Source organism: Neobacillus camarae, assembly GCF_054950115.1.
Window position 1 is genome coordinate 382549 of sequence record NZ_JBUCKX010000003.1, and the last position, 14893, is coordinate 397441.

The window sequence follows — 14893 nt, forward strand, 5'->3', positions numbered from 1 at the left end:
TAGAACACTCTGTTGATCGGAGCAGATATACTCGACTCCTGCGTGAGTACGAGGCTGGGGAGACCCCGCAGGCGCTTCCAGCGCCGAGGAGGATCCCCGGGCACGGCCCGGCGCGGGTTCGCTGAGCGCCTGGAGCGGAAATCAACAGCCCTATTTAACAGAGCCTATTAAAAATAAGGAGTCATTAAAGCAAATTTAAAAGCCAAGGGATCCCCTTGGCCTTCTTTAATAGATATTTATTTCTTTTAACCAAGCCAATACCTGGTCAATTTCTTCTTTGGTTGTTTTCCTTCCTAAACTAAACCGAATCGCTCCCATTCCAACTTCTTCAGTCACTCCCATCTCCTTTAATACAGGAGACAATTCAATATTTCCGGCATGGCAAGCCGAACCGGTTGAGGCAGCTAAACTCGGCATTCTATCCAGAATATCCTGTCCAATTCGATTGACAAAACTCACATTCAACGTATTCGGCAGCCGTTCCTCTAAGTGCCCATTTAACACAACCTGTTCCCCAAAATGATTCTTTAAATGCTTCCAAAAATAATCCCGTAACTCTTCTAAGCTATGATTTTTCAACTGAATACCTGCGGTTTCACAGGCCATACCAAGCCCGACAGCCAATAGGGTATTTTCAGTCCCTGCCCGAAGGCCGAATTCATGCCCTGCTCCATGTATCAACGGTTCCAATTCGATTCCGCCCCTGATAAACAAAGCACCAATCCCTTTTGGCGCATAGAGCTTGTGGCCGGCAATGGTCAGCATATCGACTTTTAATTCGTTCACATCAATCGCAATCTTCCCCACCGATTGTGATCCGTCCGTATGAAACGCAACACCATGCTGTTTTGCAATTCTCCCTATTTCATGGATGGGCTGCAGCGTCCCAACCTCATTGTTCGAGTGCATGATTGTGATTAAAATGGTTTCCTTTGTAATCGCTTGTTCAATTTCCTCTGGAGAGACTCGGCCATACTGGTCCACACCAACGTACGTAACTTTTGCCCCCAGCTGTTCAAGGAACCTAAGAGGATTTAAAATGGCGGGATGCTCAATTTTTGAGGTAATAATATGAGTGCCTTTATGACGATTTTTAAAATAATAGCCTTTTAACGCCATGTTATTGGCTTCACTGCCTCCGCTCGTAAAAATGATTTCCCGCGGGGAACAGCCAATTAACCCGGCGACCTGATCTCTAGCAGTTTGCAATAATTCTTTGACAGGTTTCCCCGACCAATGCAAGGCTGACGGGTTTCCATAAAAATCATGCAAAAGGGGCATCATGGCATCAATTACTTCAGGATCCAATGGGGTACTGGCATTATAGTCAAGATATATCTTTTTCAATTTTATCCTCCCTTTCTAAGTTTGATGACGTGAAAGATTTTCTTTTATTCTACTATACTCTTATTCACCATAATAAAAAACTCAAGACCGCCAACGGAGCTTGAGTTTTTCGTTTCCTATAAAGTTGATTTCGCAGTCCGAACTACTATCGAAGGCTGTACGGTAGGACTGTACGCCGGCTCCTCATGCAGACTGATATCCAGTCCCATTTCCTCCTCCTCTTTCGTCACACGCAGTGGGACGATCAACTTGATCAATTTTAATAAAATCCATGTACCGACAGCACCTAATACAATGGCTGTAGCTACCCCAACAAGCTGATGCAGCAGCTGTTCTGGGTTCCCATAAAACAATCCATTTTTGCCTGCTTCATTGACAGTTGTTGTGGCGAAAAGTCCTGTGGCAAGCGACCCCCAAATTCCCGCAAGACCGTGTACGCCAAATGCATCTAACGTATCATCGTATTTGAATTTCTCTTTAATAAAATTAATGCCAAAATAGCTTACCGGTGCGGATAATAATCCGATGATGATGGCAGATGAGACTGTAACAAAGCCTGCAGCAGGCGTAATGCCGACTAAACCGGCAATCGCACCTGTCGCCGCACCCACTAAAGTCGCACGTTTTCGCACTTTCCACTCAATCAAGAGCCAGCACAACCCGCCGGAAGCAGCCGCAACTTGAGTATTCGCAAAGACCAGAGCTGTCACTCCATTTGCACTCAATGCACTGCCAGCATTGAATCCAAACCAGCCAAACCAAAGGGTCGCGGCTCCAATCAAAAACAACACAACATTATGGGGGGATTGTTTTCTCTGCAAATGTTCATATCTCGGACCAATGACCAAAGCTGCCGTAAGGGCGCTGACACCTGATAAGATATGGACGACTGTGCCTCCTGCGAAATCGAGTTCTCCGAGCTGGGCGAGCCAGCCGCCGCCCCATACCCAGTGGGCCATTGGCGCGTAAATGAACGTCACCCACAAAATACTAAAAAGAATCCAAGCCGGAAAAGAAATACGGCCGGCAATTCCCCCAGATATAATGGCCACCGTAATCGCTGCAAAAGCACATTGGAAAATGGCAAAAATATAATGGGGAATGGTGTAAGTTCCAAAAGCGGCTTCTCCTCCGACCCCATTGAATCCTAGGTAATCCAAGCCGCCTATAAAACCGTTAATGTCTGTTCCAAAACTAAAAGAATATCCCCACAATACCCATATGATAGTAATCACAAGCAAACTGACAAAGCTGTGCATCATCGTGGAAACGACATTTCGATCACTGACCAAACCGCCATAAAAGAGCGCAAGACCAGGCACATGCATGAAAATAACAATCGCTGTTGCTACCAACATCCATGTCGTATCACCTGAATCAATCGCTGGAGTGGTTTCAGCCGCAAAAGCGCTCACTGGAATGATGAACATAAAAATGAGTAAGGAAAGCAAGAATAATCTCCATTTTATTCGCATCCTATCTTTTCCCCCTTAAAATTAATGATTGTGTTCTTTCATATGAGATATCTTGTTAGCATTTTGATTATGGCTTTCAATTGATACCGTTAGCCCAATGACGGAAAGAGTAAATACGAATGAGCAAATGAGGGGAGCCATTTGGGAGACTTTTATTTTCGTTTCTTTTACTGTCTCTTTTTGAACCATGAGACTGAGCGATATTACGGAAAATAAAAATATGATGTCCATTGCAATCAAGATAAAAGTTTCACGGTTTTCCGGAACCATATCTCCTAGCATAGCCCCCATCATCGCTCCCATAAAACTTGCTCCCATCGCCTCCATGATACCGGACAGGCCAAACAGGCTCCCGATAAAATACGCCAGAATGAAGCTGATGACAATCGATAGTACAGTAGAGTAAGCCAATTCCCCAGAGAGGAAACGGGCCACAATCAATCCAATCAAGGTGCTACTCACCATTCCTAATGACATGGAAATACATTTGCCAGTAACAGAGCTAACGTGCTGCTTTTTCGCCTTTGTATCTAAACAAAAGTAAACAGAATATCCAGCAAGGATAAGGAAACTGATGATCAGCAGCAGCATTCTTACACCTCCCTATTTAAATTTTCGGGAGCTGGATCGACCAGCTCCCCTTCCCTAGTTAATGGCATGAACTGCTGTTTGACATGCTGCATGAGGATGTTTTGGCTTTGGGACGAGGCAGATCCAGTGCGGGATTGCGGTCAAAATATCCTACTGGCTTTAATTGAAAGCTTTGATACGCCGTTGGCATGACCGGCCAGTCTTCCGGCCGTGTGATATGGTGATGGCCCATCGTATACCAAACGACAATATCTTCATTTTCAATAGGACGGTCCGCTTTTACATATTGCTCTAATGAGTCTCCTCCTTTTGACTGATTCGGATATTTGCCAGAAGCATACATTTGACTGCGGTCAAACTTCGTGACATGAAGATGATTTTTAATAAATCCGGCCCGTTGAATGACGGTTGCCTCATCATCCGCAAATGGCAGGCAGTTCTCACCAGTGACCAGTTTATAGCTGACTGGCTGCCCTAAATAGTTTTTAGAATTAGGGTTAACGATTTTCCAGGTTCTTTGTGATGCTAGGTCAATCGTTCGGACGGATTCTGTTTCTGTTTTAAATGTCTTTGAAACGGTATAAAAAGCATTCCTATTTGGATTTTCCGGCCCAAGCTTCTCAGCAACTGTATGGGATTCGACTAAAGAGTTGTTTACCCCGTCAATCATTGGATCGATTCGGAAATTAAAGAAATGCTGATGGTACGGCGCATTTACTTGAGGGGCCACTTCTGTTCCATACTTCGGTTTTTCCCCTTCATCAAGCGCACCCACATTCAATATGCCAGTTAACTTGACTTCGCACTCAATCGTTCCATCTTGGTAAAAAGACCAAAAGAATCCATAATCATAGTTTGCTACTGTTGCAAAAAATGAGATTACCAGACGGCGCGAACGGCGCACTTCCACTTTATTGGTTCTCCAGTCGGTATGTTTCCATGCCACCCCGTAATCTTCTTCATGGAGACAGACTGCGTTTTTGACGGTGAATGGCCCTCCTTTACTATTCGCCATCACCGCATCAAAGTATTTAATGTACCCTAAACAGTCACAGCCCAGCTCCAATGAATTTGCCAGCTGACCAATACCGTATTCCCCTGCATCAAAGGCATTTTGCCAGTTATGCACCGGATTGGTATCACTATATGGAACCACCATCTCCGAAAGGGCAGCACGGTAAAGAATCGGACGCTCTTTTCCTTTATCTTCATATGTGACAGTGTGCAGCACGAGGCCTTCTCTGGGGGTAAAGCCAAACCTGATGTTCCATTTTTGCCATTTGATTGAATGCCCGCTGATGTCAAAGCTTGGTCCTTCTGGCTGAGTAATTTCCAATGGTTTTACATCCTGTCTTGTTTCAATCGGATAACTATTTGCCTCTTCCGGTGAATACGCCCCATCTATTGGCGGAAGCGGCTTTACCCCATAATCTTCAATCCTAAGAATCTCCATTTTATTCACATCCACCACTGCAATGAGACCGGTAATCGGGTAGGCATAGCCGTTTTCATTTTTCGCAGGTCTTACCCAAGCCAAGGCTCTAACCAGTCTTTTTCCTTCATCCTCCGGAATATGGAAATAGCCCGAAGACCAAGGGTCGACCATCACCAAACTTGGGTCAGTGACTCCTCGTTTTATAAGAGCCGCTTGATATTCCGGATTATTTTTAACTAATGCCTCTACCGCCTCAAATTCATCAAGGATAAAACCGGGCCGGACATCAGGAATCAGCTCCCAAGAAACGACCTCTTCCATTGTCAGGGATACGATTGCTTCATAAGTTTCATTCATTTCTGGCTCCAACAGGATCATAAAGACTTCTCTGTCAAAAGAGTCCCCCACTTTAAATTTTAGAACCACATCTTTTTCCGGCTCATGCAGTACCACTTGTGCGAACCTAGCCGCTTCACTGATATTTCTATTCCTTTTTAAAATAGTCACCGCTTTCGTTATCTCTTCCGCAGCTAATGGCTCAAGGGGATGAATAGCTTGTTTTACGGACATTTCATGTGTTTGCATCGGGTCCCTTCCTCCTTTTTTTGTAGCATTTTACTTTGTTTTTGTTGACTCTTAAAGAATATCTAGTTTTTTTGTGAGGTTATTGTAAAAAACGAAACTATGGAGGAGTCCATTGATTTTTCATGTGAGATTTACTGACGTAATAAACCATATTTGTACTAGGAGAATGGTATTATTATTTCGTAATTTTCTAATTGTTCAAGGAATACAAAAAACCTCCTTCACTAATTTAATAAATGGTTGTTTTTGGGAGACCTAAGAAAGGAAGATGGAAATGAATAGGCTTCAAAACTACTTTCCTGCGCAACCTGAGATTCAACAAAATACGATTTTTTATCAAGAATTAAAACCAAAAGGTACTTGGTTAAGTGATGATATTGCGTTATTTTACCAATTTAAAACGGAACTTCATGCTGCTACCTTTCTTTCACTCGTACCCGATGGCTGCATTGATTTATTATTTTGTTGTGATACCACCAGTCCCTCTGCCTTTCTTTGGACCAGCCCATTTCATCGTAAAAAACAGCCTGAATTCCGGAGGGATTGTGAATATTTTGGTATTCGGTTTTTCCCCGAGCAAAACCTGGTCAAATTAAACTACCCGATGATTGAACTGCTCGATCAGCAAATTCCCTTAACCGATGTGATGTCTAATGTTGAATCCCTTATCGAAATAATGGCCGCTGGAACATCATTCAGTGAGAGAATAGAACAAATTGAAAGTTTTTTAAAAAGGAACCTTTTGGAGACAGGAAACGAGCAAAAAATTGTCCAATATGCGATTCAAAAAATTTATGCTTCACGCGGGCTGGTCAATGTTTATGATTTATCCTCTTCCATTGGTTATTCCGAACAGCATATTCGTAAGAGATTTGAAGCCATTATCGGATTTTCTCCTAAACAATTTTGCCAAATTGTCAGGTTCCAAAATACCCTAGATCGGTTTTTAGCTCGGGATAGTCCCAATCTATTGGATATTATTTTTGAAAATGGCTATTACGATCAAGCCCACTTTATTAAAGGGTTTAAAAAGTTTATGCATCTAACGCCAAAGCAATATAAAGTTGAACTCCATTCGACGACGGGAATACGCTCTTAAGGAATGGATTTCTCCTCTATGAACTTAAATAAACAACTGCCTACTATGGTTATAATAAATAAGGCAGTTATCGTGTTAAATGTTGGAGGAAGAACTTTTGGAACATACTTGGCTTTCCCTATTACCCTTTGTCATTGTGATTTCAATGTCGATATGGTTAAAAACGATTTTACCAGGACTAGTTATCGGGCTCCTTGCAGGGGCATTAATTTTTAAAGCCAATCTCTTGGATGGCATTTATCAATCGGTCACATATATTGTTACTACCTTGTCCAATGGGTCGAATATAAAAATCATTGCTTTTTTGTATATCTTTGGAGGCCTTGTGGGGATGATGAACATTTCAGGAGGCATTAAAGGGTTTTCTGAATGGGTGGGAACAAAAATCAAGACAGAACGGGGGCTACTGGTTCTGATTTGGCTTACTCTACCTTTTACGTTTATGATGCCGATGTTTCGGATCATGATGATTGGACCGGTCGTCAAAACCCTGGCGAAAAAAATGAACCTGCCAAAGCAAAAAGTCGGGTTGACCATGGATATCTCTACAGAGTCCGTGATTGTGCTGCTGCCAGTCGCCACTGCCTTTGTTGGGTTTATGGTCTCTTTGGTCGATGCCAGCACTCAAGGCCTGAAGCTAGCGATGTCTCCCTATCAAATATTTTTGCTGAGTATTCTGTTTGACTTTTTTGCCATTGTGATGCTTTTGATTGGGCTCATTCAGACATTTTGGTCGCGTGCTAAGCTCCCAAACCCTAAAACCGACCAAGAACAGTTGGAAGAGGAGGAACATGAATTCCACAGGATTGGCATCAAAAAAGAATTATCCTTAGTGAAAGCACAGCCATGGCATTTGATTGTTCCCGTTTTCTTGCTGCTGGGATTATCCTTGTTTCTTTTATGGAAAGATGGGACATCAAGAGGGGCTGATACGGTGTTCAAGGCTTTTTCCGTTGCGGACGCCACCTTCGTGATGCTGTTGGCTGTTTTTATTACCCTGATTCTAGCATTTCTGTTTTACATCATCAGGCGCCAGCCTTTAAACGAAATGTTATACCACTTTTATGATGGAGGGAATCAGATGATGGAGGCCATCAGCCTTCTGGTTCTCATCTGGGCTCTGACCCTATCTGCGGAGGACCTTGGTTTTTCCGCCTTCATCAGTTCCACTTTAGGGGCATTCCTGCCGGCATTTCTGACTCCAGCTACAATTTTTCTGCTTGGCTCGGTGGTGGGATATTTTATTGGTTCATCATGGGGTACGTGGGGATTGTTTATGCCGCTCGGTATCTCTTTGGCGGTTTCAACCGGAGCTTCCATTCCATTAACGGTTGGAGCGGTATTTGCCGGTGGCGCTTTTGGTGCTTTAACATCGCCATTGGGTGATACCACCATCACAACAGCATCGATTTTGGATTTGCCTCTCGTCGATTATGCGCGTTTTAAGTTGAAGATATCCGCGATTGGCGGAATGATCGCCATTGTACTTTATCTCATTGCAGGAATGCTTATTACTTAAACATACAAAAAAGGCTTGGTTGCCCAAGCCTTTTTAACTATAAAAATTGGAACTGAAATTTAATCTTGGTCAAACCATAATGGTTCTTTGTCATCAACATCGCCATTATAATTGATTAGAATCTCTTCTCCAGCTTTTATATCTCTGTAAGCATAGAAGTCAAATGTGTGATTATCGAAATTGATTTCATAAATGGCATTAGGTTCGTAAGAATGGTTAAACAACATTCCGTAACCGAGAAGAATCGCAGAATGATTAATCCCATACTCGAAGGCGTAATCAGCCAGTAAGGTTTTCTCTATGTGTTCATGCTGGTCGTTCGGATAGGAAATCACAGGTGCTTCATGGAACAGTACTCCTTTTTTAATGTCACATGTTGCGAATACTCCTCTATTGAATTCTCCATCACTTATTGAAGATTTTTTAATCTCAATCATATTGTACTCCTACTCGCTTATAAAATTTTATCTTAACTGTACCATAAAAGTTACCAAAGATGAAGAAATTGTTCAGCTTTGTAAACAGTCTATAAGGTTTTGGCATTCGGACAAATAAATAGCAGCATGGCTGCCCATGCTACATTTTTTGCATTTCATCATCGATTAGTTGTTTCTGTCGGTCAATAATTTCTATGGCCTGATCGGAAATATTGGTCAGCTGCATATATAAATCTTTCGTAGACTCAAAATCTCCCTCATTTACTTCTTGGATAATTTGTTCAACGATTTGTCTTCTCTTATGACCAGCTGCTCTTAACTCTTCTCCTAATTGTTCTAGTTTATTGAAATCCATCCTATTCCCCCAATTTTACTTATTGGAGGTATTGTTCCCAATGTTTGGCGAGTTATGAATGTCTGTTTTTTTGTAAAACATAACAAGTTCCATCTTGGTCAAAGTACAAATATTCCCCGAATTGGATATTAAAATTGATGTTTTTTTTATCATAAATTAGTTTGGCCACTTTGGTAAATTGATTGATAAGTTCGGCAGGGGGATTGGTAATGATGTCTTGAGTCCGATTTGAAATAACAAATCCTCGAGGATTATATCTTCGTTCAGGCTTTAACTCTGTCGTCCAAGTACCATTTAGGAGAACTGATTTTGCGATTGTTTTCTTTTTTCGATTTTGGACTGACCAAACGTTTCGGCAATTACATCGATGAATTTTGCTCTTCAATCCACCATAACCTCTTTTCTTTTTTGAAATGAACTTATATCATTTTATTCGCAGTGGACGTAAATCAGAAATATTATTGAACCTATATCGTGAACAAAAAAAGCAGTAATCCTCTAAGATTACTGCCTTTGCCAATAATTATTCAATTGGATGAACCCTTCTCACGATTTTGCATTTTTTCAATTTGTGCTATCCGCTCGTCAATGGTGCTTTGATGAAAAGCATTCGTTATATTTTTTTCAAGCCGGTCTAGGTAGGTTTCGATGTCCTTAAACTTAGAGTTAGGCTGGCTCGTATGAGAAGTCTCGGAATCCGTCACCTGGCTGATCCACTGGTTGGCACGGGCCACGTTTTCCCGCCCCATTAATTCCATCCGGCGAAGCTGCATATCCTTAAGCTTTTGCTTCATGTCCTCATGCTTTCTTTCCAGGTCACTTAGCTGCCCGGTTGCTTGGGTAAGTGCGGCCTGTAGGCGGCTGGCACGTTCTGCATATAACTGGTGTTCCTCTGAGGCAAATTGGGAAAGGTCTGTCTCTCCCGCATTTGCAGCAATTTCGGACTGATGCTTTCTTTTTTCAGCCATTTCCCCAGCGAGTCTACATTCCCTTGAAAACTCTTCCTTCAAATGAGCCTGGCGTTCCACAAGTTTTCCGACCTTCTCTGTTTCCTGCTCACACTGGCGAAGATATTGGTTCAGCAGCGCAATCGGATTTTGTTTTTCCTTTTGATTCAAGGCATCATTTAAATCTGCCATCACCACGTCTTTAATTCTTGTAAATAAGTTTGTCATGTATCGTATCCCCTTCACTCTTAAAGTTTGTTTAATTCATTCCACTGTTTTTCAAATTTGCCAAACGGGTCGCTTTCTACTTTGACCGTTTTTTTGCTGGTCGTGTTCCAGTTTTTATAAACCAGGTACAGCACATAGGCAGCCCCAACCCCAATCAGTGCCGGAATATGGCTGATTGCCCCTGTTAAGACGACTAACCCGATAATAATTAAAGCAACCTTCCAGCCAGTGGATTCTGTTTTTAAAAATTGCTTGTAGATGAAGTACAGAACAGCAAGGCTGATAAGCAAGCCGGCCATTGGGCCAAGGGTTGCCAGAAAGATGATGGCCGCCAGCCCTCCCGCTAAAAGTAAACCAAATTTTTTCATTTCATTTTCCTCCTTCAATTATTTAGCCATTTGTTTTTCATGTATTCATCTTAACTCGATTCTTGATTTTCCATAATTGCGCTGGAGCTTGATTTTTATATCAGACCTGAGACCTAGTGAAGTTGGACCAAAACAAAAGCTCACACTTTATCTTGTCATACAAGTAAAGTGTGAGCTTTGAAACTACCGCCACGCACTCTTGTGCAGCAGGTAGTGGTGGTGGGTCTGGTTGTTTATTTCTACATCATTTATATATTGGAATCCAATTTTTTGAATGACTTTATTGGATCCGGTATTTCGAGGCAGCGCCACAGCGTTCAAAATTTCTACATTGGTTTGTTTAAACAAAAAGGTAATCAATCCTTTAGCAGCTTTCGTGGCGTATCCGCGGTTATGGTAATGCTTTGAAATCGCATAAGCAATTTCGCGATTAGGCTGGGGCAGCTCTTCCTTTATCCCCGACATAACGAACCCAATCAACTCCTCTGTTTCTTTTAAAATGACCGCCAATCTCAAATAGGTTTGTTCTTCAATATTAGGAAGTGCAGCTATAAACTTTTTATTTAAAGGAATCTCGTAATTCGTCACCCAGTTTAATCTCTGTTCTCTTGTGGTTTTAAAGTCAGGCAAAAATTCGTACACCTCAGGCTGCAGTGTAAGTTCATAGATGGCATCCGCATCTTTTACTATATATTCCCTCAGCAAGATGTCTCCTAAGTCTATCATCAGTATATCCTTCCCCATGGTTTCAACTCCTACAAGCTATTAAAAACGCAACATCATATTAGCATAATTTTCCTAATCATCCTATTAAAAACATGTCACCTTGTTCTATGTCATGAAATTGTAATACTAAAATATTGTTTTTTTTCATAGTAATAGAAACAAATAAGAGAATCATATCAATCTACTAGGAGGAATATAATAATGAAAAAACTAATTACTGCACTAACAATGGCGGTCTCGCTCTTATTTGCTTCACCAGCTTTGGCCTATACGGTCAAAAGCGGAGACACGATGTGCAAAATCGCTAGGGAAAACGGACTAACTTTACAGGAATTGGAAAAACATAACCCGCAGGTGCAAAATCTTGATATAATCTATATAGGAGAAACCATACATACCAGTCCCACAGTAACTGTTGCCAACTATTCCCCGGCACCCGTTGCCACACCATTAGTGAATAAGCCATACTCTGATTATGATATTGATCTTTTAGCAAGATTAGTACGAGCCGAGGCGCAAGGTGAACCGTTTGGAGGAAAAGTGGCGGTTGCAAACGTTGTCCTAAACCGGGTGGAAAGCACTGCCTTCCCCGATACAATTGAAGGCGTCATTTATCAAAAGGGACAATTTCAGCCAGTCCGAAACGGCCAAATTAATAAACCTGCTGATGAGGAATCGATTCACGCTGTCTCTCAGGCACTCAGTGAAAGCAGGGACATAACAAACGACTCCTTATATTTTTATAATCCAGATACTGCTACCAGCCGCTGGCTCGATTCTAGACAAACCACACTGGTTATTGGAAATCATGTTTTTAAAAGATAGAATCTATTAATATGCTGAAAAGAGTGAGAAGATGAACGCTATTACCTTTAAAGCATTTGCCCTTACAAACGAAATCGATTTAAACAAGATTGCCCTGCATTGTGGTATTCCGAAAAAATTCACCTGGGAACAGCCATTAATCTTAAAAGGGTCTATACTCGAAAAACTCTTGAGTAAACAAATGGAAGAATCGCAAGGTATCCTTGTTTTTTCGTTTGGCAGTGTGGTTTTTATCAACGTTTCCGACACAGACGAGATGAATAAATTTATCAAATTCCTGCAAAACTTCGAGCCCGACATCGATTTAAAAAATAGAGATCAGTATACGGATGATTACAGTCTCCATATTAGCGAGTCTGACCATATGGAACTCACGGATGAATATGTAGTCGTACCAGATTATGAAGATTTCTACCCCGAATTGATTTCGACGGTTCTTGCAAAATCGGTTGCCTTGGAGAAAACGGAGGAGCAGCTAGGAAAGATTCATGACAAATTGGAAACGATGATTGACCGGCTTGAGAAGGGAAAATTGAGGATTGGCAACAAAGAACTGGCCAGAACGACTGCGAAAATCGTCCGCCATGAATACAACACGCTGGCTTATATCATGATCCTGGATAAGCCTGATATTACTTGGACCAGCAGCACGGCCAGTGAATTTTACGATCGGATGACCGAATTCTTTGAACTGAGTGACCGTTACAAAATTTTGAAAAGCAAGACAGAAATTTTGTATAACATTATGGATGGTTTTTCAACCATCAGCCATTCCATCCGCGGGCTGTTTGTTGAATGGATTATCGTCATCCTTATTCTATTTGAGATTGTGTTGACTTTTTTATAGTTTCGAAGGAATGCAGCATGTTGGCGCCATGCTGCATTCCTTTTGTAGAAAACTATTGATTTTTTAGGAATTACAGTTCCGGAATGACTGTATATGTGTGGAAAAGTTTTAAATTGGCAGCAGGCTTTTTACCATGAACATTGATATAACAAATAGTGGGTTTTAAAGTTGAAGTTTTTCAGGAGGTTATCAAACAAGATTATGGTTTGCATCACTTGTTCGTAATAAATGTCACCATAGGAGGTGCTTCCAAAAAACGGTCCTGGTCTGGTGGGCAATATTTGCGGGGAATGGTCAAAATCCTTTAGAACTCTCACACAAAGATCATAGAGTTGCTTCAAGTTGTCTTTTGTCAATTCTTGAGTAAAAACTGGTTCATCTTTCCCCTCGTGGAGATTTTCCACAAACCAATGATGGATTTGGTTTGCCTTTCTCCAGTAAGCCACTTCTTCGTATAAGCTCGTCCAAGAGTGGCCAAACTCATTAAAGTGCTTAAGGTGCGGCTTCACTTTTTGATAAACCTCGTCTTGGTTTGCCTTGTGTTCACTTAAATTTAGATCGGCTGCTTTGATTTCCTCGTAAGTCATGCCGGAAATCTTGGGTAACGAAAATAGATACATATCAAGGCCCATTTCTAATCTCCTTTAATTTTTTTGCAGATACTATTTGAGTAATTGCATTTCCATCCTATCACAATCCAATTCTACTAAATTGGGGCCCATATGAACAAATATTGAATTTTTTTAATAGGGCTCAAATTGGAATTTTCGTAAACACACTTTTTCTTTGTTTCTATTTAGGGATATTTACCATTTATTTTGATATAATTTAACTGGATATTGGAAATTTGTTTATTTGTATCATCATACTTACATAATGGAGGAATCTGTATGTATCCCAACATTTTAAGACATCCAGGACCGACCCCTATCCCCAAAAAAGTCCAACTGGCGATGAGTCAGGATATGATCAGCCATCGGACAGAAGAGTTTGTTCAATTGTTTCGCGAAACAACCAACCGTGTGAAACCTGTCTTCGGGACGAAGCAGGACATCTTGCTTCTGCCATCAGGCGGAACCGCCGCATTGGAAGCGGCCGCTGTCAATACGGTGTCACCTGGCGAAGACGTAGTGGTGATTACCGTTGGGGCCTTTGGGGATTATTTTGTCTCCATTTGTGAAAAATACGGGTTTAACGTGCATAAACTGGAAAAGCCATGGGGCCAAGCTTGCACGAAGGAAGATTTAAACGAGTTCCTCAAACCATTATCAAACATCAAGGCTGTTTTTGCCACTTACAATGAAACATCTACCGGAATCCTCAACCCTATTGAGAAATTGGCACATGTGGTGCACACGCAAACTGATGCATTATTTATTGTGGATGGTGTGAGCTGTATTGGCGGGGCACTGGCTGAAATGGATGCTTGGGGAATTGATATTTTAGTAACGGGATCGCAAAAAGCCATGATGCTCCCTCCGGGCCTTTCTCTTTTGAGCGTTAGCGATCGGGCATGGAAAGTGATCGAACAAGTCCAAAAACCTGCCTACTACTTGGATTTATTAAACTATCGCAGTTGGGCAGAAAAAGGAATGACGCCGAACACTCCCGCAATTTCACTGATTATGGGGCTCTCGGCAGTATGTGATTTGATTGAAGAAGAAGGTGGAATCGAGCAGACCATCTCGCGGCATGAATTAATGAAAAATATGGTCCGTGAAGCCATGAAAGCATTATCTATCGGCCTTCTCACCAGTGATGAGCATGCGTCACCGACCATTACCACAATCCTCGCTCCTGAGGGCGTAGACGCCACGGCATTTATCAAACACCTGAAGCAAAAATATCACATTGATTTTGCAGGCGGGCTCGGCCACCTGCAAGGGAAAATCTTCCGCTTCGGGCATATGGGCTACTGCTTCCCGTCGGATATCCTAGAAGCCGTCTCCCTTATCGAAGCAGGCTTGCAAGACTTCTCCTACCCATTTGAACCCGGAGCAGGAGTACTCGCAGCCCAAAAAGTATTCCTTGACGCCCAACATAAATAAAAACATACCAAAACCACAAAAAGGTCTGACCGCACCTGCGGCAGACCTTTACATCTTTCGG

General features: G+C 41.9%; 16 protein-coding genes. 5 read left to right on the forward strand and 11 right to left on the reverse strand.

Annotation, left to right across the window (positions count from 1 at the left end):
* Positions 1–225 precede the first annotated feature (225 nt).
* The 4 genes from ACY8D0_RS17075 to ACY8D0_RS17090 all read right to left on the reverse strand — a co-directional run bounded on the left by ACY8D0_RS17075 (position 226) and on the right by ACY8D0_RS17090 (position 5433).
* Positions 226–1347 (reverse strand): cysteine desulfurase family protein, encoded by a 1122-nt coding sequence (locus ACY8D0_RS17075; protein ID WP_462411723.1) that lies wholly within the window; start codon positions 1345–1347, stop codon positions 226–228.
* Between the two features lie 116 nt (positions 1348–1463).
* On the reverse strand, positions 1464–2729 hold the full coding sequence (locus tag ACY8D0_RS17080; protein WP_462412488.1) for an ammonium transporter: 1266 nt from the start codon (positions 2727–2729) through the stop codon (positions 1464–1466).
* Between the two features lie 114 nt (positions 2730–2843).
* Positions 2844–3413, reverse strand: coding sequence for a hypothetical protein (locus tag ACY8D0_RS17085; RefSeq protein WP_462411724.1), 570 nt, complete (start codon positions 3411–3413; stop codon positions 2844–2846).
* A 58-nt stretch (positions 3414–3471) separates the two neighbouring features.
* The gene (locus ACY8D0_RS17090) at positions 3472–5433 is read right to left on the reverse strand and encodes a primary-amine oxidase (protein ID WP_462411725.1); all 1962 of its coding nucleotides are present in this window, start codon (positions 5431–5433) and stop codon (positions 3472–3474) included.
* Between the two features lie 274 nt (positions 5434–5707).
* Here ACY8D0_RS17090 and ACY8D0_RS17095 point away from each other — a divergent pair, with 274 nt between their 5' ends.
* Positions 5708–6532, forward strand: a complete 825-nt coding sequence (locus ACY8D0_RS17095) for a helix-turn-helix domain-containing protein (RefSeq protein WP_462411726.1) — start codon at positions 5708–5710, stop codon at positions 6530–6532.
* 97 nt (positions 6533–6629) lie between these two features.
* Positions 6630–8051, forward strand: coding sequence for a Na+/H+ antiporter NhaC family protein (locus tag ACY8D0_RS17100; RefSeq protein ID WP_462411727.1), 1422 nt, complete (start codon positions 6630–6632; stop codon positions 8049–8051).
* 59 nt (positions 8052–8110) lie between these two features.
* Here the strand turns inward: ACY8D0_RS17100 and ACY8D0_RS17105 are convergent, their stop codons facing one another.
* From ACY8D0_RS17105 to ACY8D0_RS17130, 6 genes are all read right to left on the reverse strand, one after another.
* Positions 8111–8488 carry an SET domain-containing protein gene (locus ACY8D0_RS17105; protein ID WP_462411728.1) on the reverse strand — a complete coding sequence of 126 codons (378 nt, stop codon included), beginning with the start codon at positions 8486–8488 and terminating at the stop codon, positions 8111–8113.
* Positions 8489–8627: 139 nt separating this feature from the next.
* Positions 8628–8843, reverse strand: coding sequence for a hypothetical protein (locus ACY8D0_RS17110; RefSeq protein WP_462411729.1), 216 nt, complete (start codon positions 8841–8843; stop codon positions 8628–8630).
* A gap of 52 nt (positions 8844–8895) precedes the next feature.
* Entirely contained in the window at positions 8896–9228 is a 333-nt protein-coding gene (locus ACY8D0_RS17115; protein ID WP_462411730.1) for a hypothetical protein, read from the reverse strand.
* Between the two features lie 142 nt (positions 9229–9370).
* Positions 9371–10018 (reverse strand): PspA/IM30 family protein, encoded by a 648-nt coding sequence (locus ACY8D0_RS17120; RefSeq protein ID WP_462411731.1) that lies wholly within the window; start codon positions 10016–10018, stop codon positions 9371–9373.
* Between the two features lie 20 nt (positions 10019–10038).
* Positions 10039–10386: a lmo0954 family membrane protein gene (locus ACY8D0_RS17125; RefSeq protein WP_462411732.1), complete on the reverse strand. Its 348-nt coding sequence runs from the start codon at positions 10384–10386 to the stop codon at positions 10039–10041.
* Positions 10387–10569: 183 nt separating this feature from the next.
* Positions 10570–11130: a GNAT family N-acetyltransferase gene (locus ACY8D0_RS17130; RefSeq protein WP_462411733.1), complete on the reverse strand. Its 561-nt coding sequence runs from the start codon at positions 11128–11130 to the stop codon at positions 10570–10572.
* A gap of 183 nt (positions 11131–11313) precedes the next feature.
* On the opposite strand from ACY8D0_RS17130, the gene ACY8D0_RS17135 reads away from it, so the two are divergent.
* Both ACY8D0_RS17135 and ACY8D0_RS17140 read left to right on the forward strand, forming a co-directional pair.
* A complete protein-coding gene (locus tag ACY8D0_RS17135) occupies positions 11314–11937 on the forward strand; it encodes a cell wall hydrolase (protein ID WP_462411734.1) in 624 nt (207 codons plus the stop codon).
* Positions 11938–11968: 31 nt separating this feature from the next.
* Positions 11969–12784, forward strand: a complete 816-nt coding sequence (locus ACY8D0_RS17140) for an RMD1 family protein (RefSeq protein WP_462411735.1) — start codon at positions 11969–11971, stop codon at positions 12782–12784.
* Between the two features lie 128 nt (positions 12785–12912).
* On the opposite strand, the gene ACY8D0_RS17145 is transcribed toward ACY8D0_RS17140, so the two are convergent.
* Positions 12913–13416, reverse strand: a complete 504-nt coding sequence (locus ACY8D0_RS17145; protein ID WP_462411736.1) for a hypothetical protein — start codon at positions 13414–13416, stop codon at positions 12913–12915.
* Positions 13417–13674: 258 nt separating this feature from the next.
* Here ACY8D0_RS17145 and ACY8D0_RS17150 point away from each other — a divergent pair, with 258 nt between their 5' ends.
* The gene (locus ACY8D0_RS17150; RefSeq protein ID WP_462411737.1) at positions 13675–14832 is read left to right on the forward strand and encodes a pyridoxal-phosphate-dependent aminotransferase family protein; all 1158 of its coding nucleotides are present in this window, start codon (positions 13675–13677) and stop codon (positions 14830–14832) included.
* Positions 14833–14893: the final 61 nt, after the last annotated feature.

Coding starts and splice junctions, on each gene's coding strand:
- ACY8D0_RS17130 (WP_462411733.1), bottom strand. CDS start 11,130: ATGGGGAAGGATATACTGATGATAGACTTAGGAGACATCTTGCTGAGG.
- ACY8D0_RS17150 (WP_462411737.1), top strand. CDS start 13,675: ATGTATCCCAACATTTTAAGACATCCAGGACCGACCCCTATCCCCAAA.
- ACY8D0_RS17090 (WP_462411725.1), bottom strand. CDS start 5,433: ATGCAAACACATGAAATGTCCGTAAAACAAGCTATTCATCCCCTTGAG.
- ACY8D0_RS17105 (WP_462411728.1), bottom strand. CDS start 8,488: ATGATTGAGATTAAAAAATCTTCAATAAGTGATGGAGAATTCAATAGA.
- ACY8D0_RS17085 (WP_462411724.1), bottom strand. CDS start 3,413: ATGCTGCTGCTGATCATCAGTTTCCTTATCCTTGCTGGATATTCTGTT.
- ACY8D0_RS17125 (WP_462411732.1), bottom strand. CDS start 10,386: ATGAAAAAATTTGGTTTACTTTTAGCGGGAGGGCTGGCGGCCATCATC.
- ACY8D0_RS17120 (WP_462411731.1), bottom strand. CDS start 10,018: ATGACAAACTTATTTACAAGAATTAAAGACGTGGTGATGGCAGATTTA.
- ACY8D0_RS17140 (WP_462411735.1), top strand. CDS start 11,969: ATGAACGCTATTACCTTTAAAGCATTTGCCCTTACAAACGAAATCGAT.
- ACY8D0_RS17135 (WP_462411734.1), top strand. CDS start 11,314: ATGAAAAAACTAATTACTGCACTAACAATGGCGGTCTCGCTCTTATTT.
- ACY8D0_RS17110 (WP_462411729.1), bottom strand. CDS start 8,843: ATGGATTTCAATAAACTAGAACAATTAGGAGAAGAGTTAAGAGCAGCT.
- ACY8D0_RS17095 (WP_462411726.1), top strand. CDS start 5,708: ATGAATAGGCTTCAAAACTACTTTCCTGCGCAACCTGAGATTCAACAA.
- ACY8D0_RS17145 (WP_462411736.1), bottom strand. CDS start 13,416: ATGGGCCTTGATATGTATCTATTTTCGTTACCCAAGATTTCCGGCATG.